The 5,652-nt window shown below is 30.1% G+C and carries 5 protein-coding genes; all 5 read right to left on the reverse strand.

The annotated features are described in order from the left end of the window. Positions 1–207 precede the first annotated feature (207 nt). Positions 208–1,611: a nitrogenase component 1 gene (locus tag MBFIL_RS02050; RefSeq protein ID WP_066971018.1), complete on the reverse strand. Its 1,404-nt coding sequence runs from the start codon at positions 1,609–1,611 to the stop codon at positions 208–210. Continuing rightward, a complete protein-coding gene (locus tag MBFIL_RS02055) occupies positions 1,608–3,116 on the reverse strand; it encodes a nitrogenase subunit alpha (protein ID WP_084266260.1) in 1,509 nt (502 codons plus the stop codon). Before MBFIL_RS02055 ends, MBFIL_RS02050 begins: the two co-directional genes overlap by 4 nt. A 544-nt stretch (positions 3,117–3,660) precedes the next feature. Next, on the reverse strand, positions 3,661–4,029 hold the full coding sequence (locus MBFIL_RS02060) for a P-II family nitrogen regulator (RefSeq protein WP_066971020.1): 369 nt from the start codon (positions 4,027–4,029) through the stop codon (positions 3,661–3,663). 44 nt (positions 4,030–4,073) lie between these two features. Further along, positions 4,074–4,391: a P-II family nitrogen regulator gene (locus tag MBFIL_RS02065; protein ID WP_066971022.1), complete on the reverse strand. Its 318-nt coding sequence runs from the start codon at positions 4,389–4,391 to the stop codon at positions 4,074–4,076. A gap of 23 nt (positions 4,392–4,414) precedes the next feature. Beyond that, the gene (gene nifH / locus MBFIL_RS02070) at positions 4,415–5,242 is read right to left on the reverse strand and encodes a nitrogenase iron protein (protein ID WP_066971024.1); all 828 of its coding nucleotides are present in this window, start codon (positions 5,240–5,242) and stop codon (positions 4,415–4,417) included. Positions 5,243–5,652 lie beyond the last annotated feature (410 nt).

Raw genomic sequence — 5,652 nt, forward strand, 5'->3', positions numbered from 1 at the left:
TTCTTTCTGTATTTAGTATTTTGATCGTTTTTGTCTTTTATTTTTTGTGATGTGATTTTTATATCATTTATTAGGTTATATGATAGTATTTTTGATAGGTAGTCTTGTTGTACTGCTGTTTTCGAGTTAAATTTACTTATTTTATAAAATCATAATCAAATAAGATGAGATTTTGCAAAATTTTTTATTTTGCGAAATCATTGTTAATTATTGTTGGAGTTTCCAGTGTGTTGGATCATAGTATTTTTCTAGAATTGCATTTGTTATCATTTCAGTTAATCGTTTAGCTCCTCTGTAACCTACAATAGGGTTAGAATGATATCCTACTCTATCATATACAGGGTATCCGAATCTAATTAGTGGTATTTTAGTGTCGTAATTTATGAATCTTAAATCTGAGTTCCCTAACATTATATCAACGTTATTGTCATCATCTTTAACATAAAGTTCAAAGGCTCTTAAATCCTGATCTAGTAGAACATCTATATCTGTATTGGTTTCTTTAGCTATTTTTTCCATGTCTTCAGGGAATGTTGTTGTATCTGCTCCAGTACACACTACTTTTGGATTCATGCCCAATTCTCCTATGAGTCTTGCCATTCCTGTTACTTGATCTGGATCGCCAACTATTGCTACATTTTTATCGAATAGGTATCTTGCTGCTACATCTGCCATTAAATCTACTAATAATCCTCGTTCATCAAGAATTGTTTCTGGGATTTCAATATCTAGTGCTGACTGGATGTTTCTTAAGAATTGGTCAGTGTTTTGTATTCCTATTGGAGGTGATTCTACCATAGCTGGAACATTATGAATGCTTTCAAGAGTTTCAGCACCTGACTTTGCATATTTACATATTGTTATTGTTCCTTCAGCCTGAGATGCTTCTTTTATTTCATTTACTGTAACACCTCCTTTTGCAAAAAAAGGAGTTGATAATGTGGAAGGTCTAAGTGGAGCGTCAAATGCATCTGAGGTATCTGTAAGTAAGGTGGCTTCAACTCCCAGTAGGTGCAGTATATGTTTTATTTCTTTTGTATCTCCAGGATTGATTATTCCTGGAATTATATTTATTTTTCCGTTCTTTTCATCACTTGGTTCTGTTATATTTTGTATTAATGAATTAATAGCTACATCATAACCTGAGTAGTGGTTTCCTACAAAACTTGGTGTTGGAATGGGAACAACTTCCACATTTGCTATGTCTTTATATGTTTCGTCCTCTTCACTCATTTGTTTAAGTTCACGCTTTGTGGTATCTACAAAACCAAAAACATCATCTCCAATAATTTCACTAGAACAGGTTGTTATAGCTCCAATAAGCTCAGGTTTGTATCTAAGGGTGATATTTTTAATACTTGAGTTAATATTTTTTCTTCCACCGAAAACTGCTGCTGACTCATGAAGGGAAGTTACAGCTATTTCTACAGGTTCTCTAAAATGTCTTGCAAGATGATATCTTACAAATGTTGAACATCCTTGAGATCCATGAACTAAAGGAACTCCCTTATCAACACCAGTTATAGCATACATTGCTCCTAAAGGTTGGCAAGTTTTAAGTGGATTGACAATTAAAGATCTTTCTCTTTTCATTACATTAACATCACTCATTTGCTTGCCTCCATAGCATTTTTATCAGTAATATCGTCATTAATGTCATTAGTATTGTTATTAATATCAGCATTAGATGAAATTTCTTCTTTATTTACTTCAGGTTTTGGATTAAATTCTAAAAGACTCCATACAGGAGTATTTATATATGCATAAATATCTTTTGCCATGTTTAAAAATCCTTCAAATCCAATATAAGGTCCATTTTCATAAGAATGAATCATTAAAGATGGAACGCCTAATTTATGAGCTAAATATTTTTCCTTAATACCTGCAAGTATTATATCTGGTTTATCATTAAGTATCATTTCTTCAATTTCGGGAGTGTTTGGATCATCAACTATTGTTGCTCCTTCTTTAACTCTTTCTTTCATTTTTTTAAATCCATCTGCATGTTCAAACTCTGATGCAACAGCTGTAACATCCATCCCTAATTCTCTTTCGATTGGTGTAGATAAATGCCAGCTTTTTGGACCTCCAGAAAATATGTATATCTTTTTACCAGTTAATTTCTCTTTATAAAAAGCTAATTCTTCTTTAATAGGATTTAAATATTTTTTTATTACTTTTTCAGCTTCTTCTTCTAAATTAAAGAACTTACCAATTTCTCGAAGATTATCAGCACAGTATTCTACTGAGAAAAAATCCACTTTCATAAATGGAGTACCATACTTTTCTTCTATAAGCTCAGCAATATATGTTGCAGATCTTTGACATCTAACAAGATTTAGTTTAGAACGATGCATCCAGCAGATTTCATCATGACTTGAATCACCAGTGAATCTGGATAACACATTTATTCCCATTTCCTTAAGATACTTTTCTATAATCCATAAGTCTCCATCTATGTTATATTCTCCGATTAAGCAAACATCATATTCTGTTGTTCTTGGTGGTTCTTTAGTTCCAACTAACCTGTCAAATATTGTGTTGTTAGCTATGTGATGTCCTTTTGATTGGGAGGGTCCTGCAAATCCTGGAGTGTTAAATGCAACAACATCTTTTCCAAGTTCTTCTGTGAGTTCTTTTGCAACAGCATCCATATCATCTCCAATTAATCCAGTTGTACATGTTGCATAGCAGTATATGGATGTTGCAAATGGAAATTCTTTATTTGCATCAATAATAGATTGTTTTAATTTTTTTGTTCCACCGAATACAACATCTGACTCTTTTAAGTCTGTTCCACAGACATATTTTATATTAAAATTCTCAATAGGAAATGTACTTCCGTCTGGCATATTAGGTCGTGAAGGATATCTTTTAGCTCCACCTCCATATGTGGTACATCCACAAGGAGAATGAACTACTTGAATAACATCCTTAATAGCTCCACCTATAACTCCTTTAGATCCTGCATAAACACATCCCCTTGCAGTCATACATCCTGGTACTGTACTAGTATTACATGCTATGTCATCTTCAACATCATTACAATGTTTTACATAGACATGCTCTTTTCTCTCAGGTATTTCTTTATCAACATCAAATAATTTATGTGGCATATCATATCTCCTTTTACCTTAGTCTTGCCAATTACATGGTGACTTTAAAAACGCATGTGAAGTGTTTTGAATATTCATTTGTCCTATAAATTTCAATATTGTTGTATAATAAAATGTTTCAAATTGATATTTTTAATTGAATATTTTAATAAATTATTATGAATTATATGTTATTTAATTGAATATTTTAATAAATTATTATGAATTATATGTTATTTAATTGAATATTTTAATAAATTATTATGAATTATATGTTATTTAATTGAATATTTTAATAAATTATTGTAAATTAATTTAATTTACTATATAAAAAATAAAATAAAAATATTTATAAAAATCATATATTATATGGGATATTAATTCACAATTTGATAATTTTAAATCAAGATAATAAAATTAATTTTAATCAAAACAGTAATATTATACTGATAATATTGCTTATTAAACTGATGATCTAATTATTTATAATAATACTCCTTATTAATCGATTTTAAAAGAAATCATTATTTCTACTAAGAAAATGATTTTTTAAGGATCTTTTAATTTAGAGAATTGCTTCAATTCCTTGATCTTTATTTCTAACTCTTATAGAATCATTTATTGGACAGATAAAAATCTTACCGTCTCCAATGCTTCCAGTGCAATTAACTTTCATTATTGCTTCAACTATTAGTTGAACTTCTTCATCAGGAGCTACAATAGATACTAATCTTTTAGGAACATATTCCATATTCCCACATTCTTCTCTTAAATTAGAATCACTTTGTTGTAAATTTACTTCATTTAATATTGCTTTTTGTTTTCCTCTTCCAAAAACACTAATAGCTGTCATGGAGGGATAGCCTAAAGCATCTAAAACATCCTTTGTCTTAGAAATTTTATTTGGTCGAATTATAGCAAATATTTCTTTCATTATAAACTCTCCTTTATTATCAACTCCTCATTAATACTTATTAATTAAAGACCTTTGCTTCGGGTTCTAACTGTGTAAGCTTCCTCTACGGGACTTACAAAAACTTTACCATCTCCAAAGTTTCCAGTTGATGATGCATCAACTATAATATCAACAATATTATCAATGTCATCATCTTCAGCTACTAACAATAACATCTTTTTAGGCAATTCATCATAAAAAAAATCACCATGTTGGAGTCCTTTTTGCTTACCTCTTCCAGTAACATCAAATTTTGTTAAAGCAACAAAACCTTCTTTATCAAGGGCTTTAACTGCTTTTTCAGTTGTTTCAGGTCTTAAAATAGCTCTTACCATCTGCATTATATGTCTCCTGTATTGTATTTTTAATCTAAGACTCCAAATTCAACAACTAATTCTTCTAATTCGTCCATAGCTAATGGTTCAGGTATAACAAAGTTTTTATTGTCAATGATTTTTCCACCTAATGTTCCATATTCATTAGCCTGATTACATTCTTTATCATAATCAACCACAGTTCTTTTATTGAATTCTGCTTTCTGAACAATATTGTCTCTTGGAACAAAATGGATCATTTGAGTTCCTAAACGTTTACAAAATTCTTGTATTAACTCTAATTCTCCATCTACATTACGACTATTACATATAATTCCACCAAGTCTAACTCCACTTTGGTTTGCATATTTAACCATACCTTTACAAAGGTTATTAGCTGCATATAGTGCCATCATTTCTCCTGAAGCTACTACATATATTTCTTCGGCTTTACCGTCTCGAATTGGCATTGCAAATCCACCACAAACAACATCTCCTAAAACATCGAAAAATACAAAGTCAAGGTTGTCTTCATATACTTTTTGCATTTCCATAAGAGTGATTGCAGTTATGACTCCACGTCCAGCACATCCTACTCCTGGCTCTGGACCTCCAGATTCAACACATTTTATTCCTCCATATCCAGTTGACATTATATTATCTACTGTACATGCTTCCTCTCCTTCTTCTCTTAAGGTATCCATCATAGTCTTTTGCATGGTGCCTCTAAGAATCATTCTTGTACTGTCTGCTTTTGGATCGCATCCATGAATCATTACTTTTTTATCATGAAAATGAGCCATGGCTGCAGCTGTATTTTGAGTTGTTGTAGATTTTCCAATTCCGCCTTTTCCATAAATAGCTATTTTTCTTACCATATTAATTCGCACCATATTATTTTTTTATTATTTTTATGAACATACTAATTAAAAATATATCAAAAATATATAATTAAGAACAATCTAAATATAATCTAAATTTAATTTTATCGGAAGACGGAATCCGACTTCCGACATATTAGATGTAGTTTGTTATGGTATATAAACATTATGTTCATAGTACTAGAAAGATTTTAATGGCTCTGAAATAGCATATAATAATGAAAAAGAAAGTATATAATCTAATTTTGAGTTTATATGTCTTTATATCATAAACTATAGGACTTAAAGATAGTTTAGGATCATGTTTCAATTTAATGTTAAATTTTTAATTGTGGGTCATAGAATTTTAAATTATTCTCTTTTAAATATTTATTTCTATGTAAAATATGTACATGTTTATATTTACT

The organism is Methanobrevibacter filiformis (assembly GCF_001639265.1).
GTDB classification, from domain to species: domain Archaea; phylum Methanobacteriota; class Methanobacteria; order Methanobacteriales; family Methanobacteriaceae; genus Methanacia; species Methanacia filiformis.

What these genes read in the sequence shown, in the direction of transcription:
- MBFIL_RS02060 (WP_066971020.1), bottom strand. Translation starts at nt 4,029, where the DNA reads ATGAAAGAAATATTTGCTATAATTCGACCAAATAAAATTTCTAAGACA.
- MBFIL_RS02065 (WP_066971022.1), bottom strand. Translation starts at nt 4,391, where the DNA reads ATGCAGATGGTAAGAGCTATTTTAAGACCTGAAACAACTGAAAAAGCA.
- MBFIL_RS02050 (WP_066971018.1), bottom strand. Translation starts at nt 1,611, where the DNA reads ATGAGTGATGTTAATGTAATGAAAAGAGAAAGATCTTTAATTGTCAAT.
- nifH (WP_066971024.1), bottom strand. Translation starts at nt 5,242, where the DNA reads ATGGTAAGAAAAATAGCTATTTATGGAAAAGGCGGAATTGGAAAATCT.
- MBFIL_RS02055 (WP_084266260.1), bottom strand. Translation starts at nt 3,116, where the DNA reads ATGCCACATAAATTATTTGATGTTGATAAAGAAATACCTGAGAGAAAA.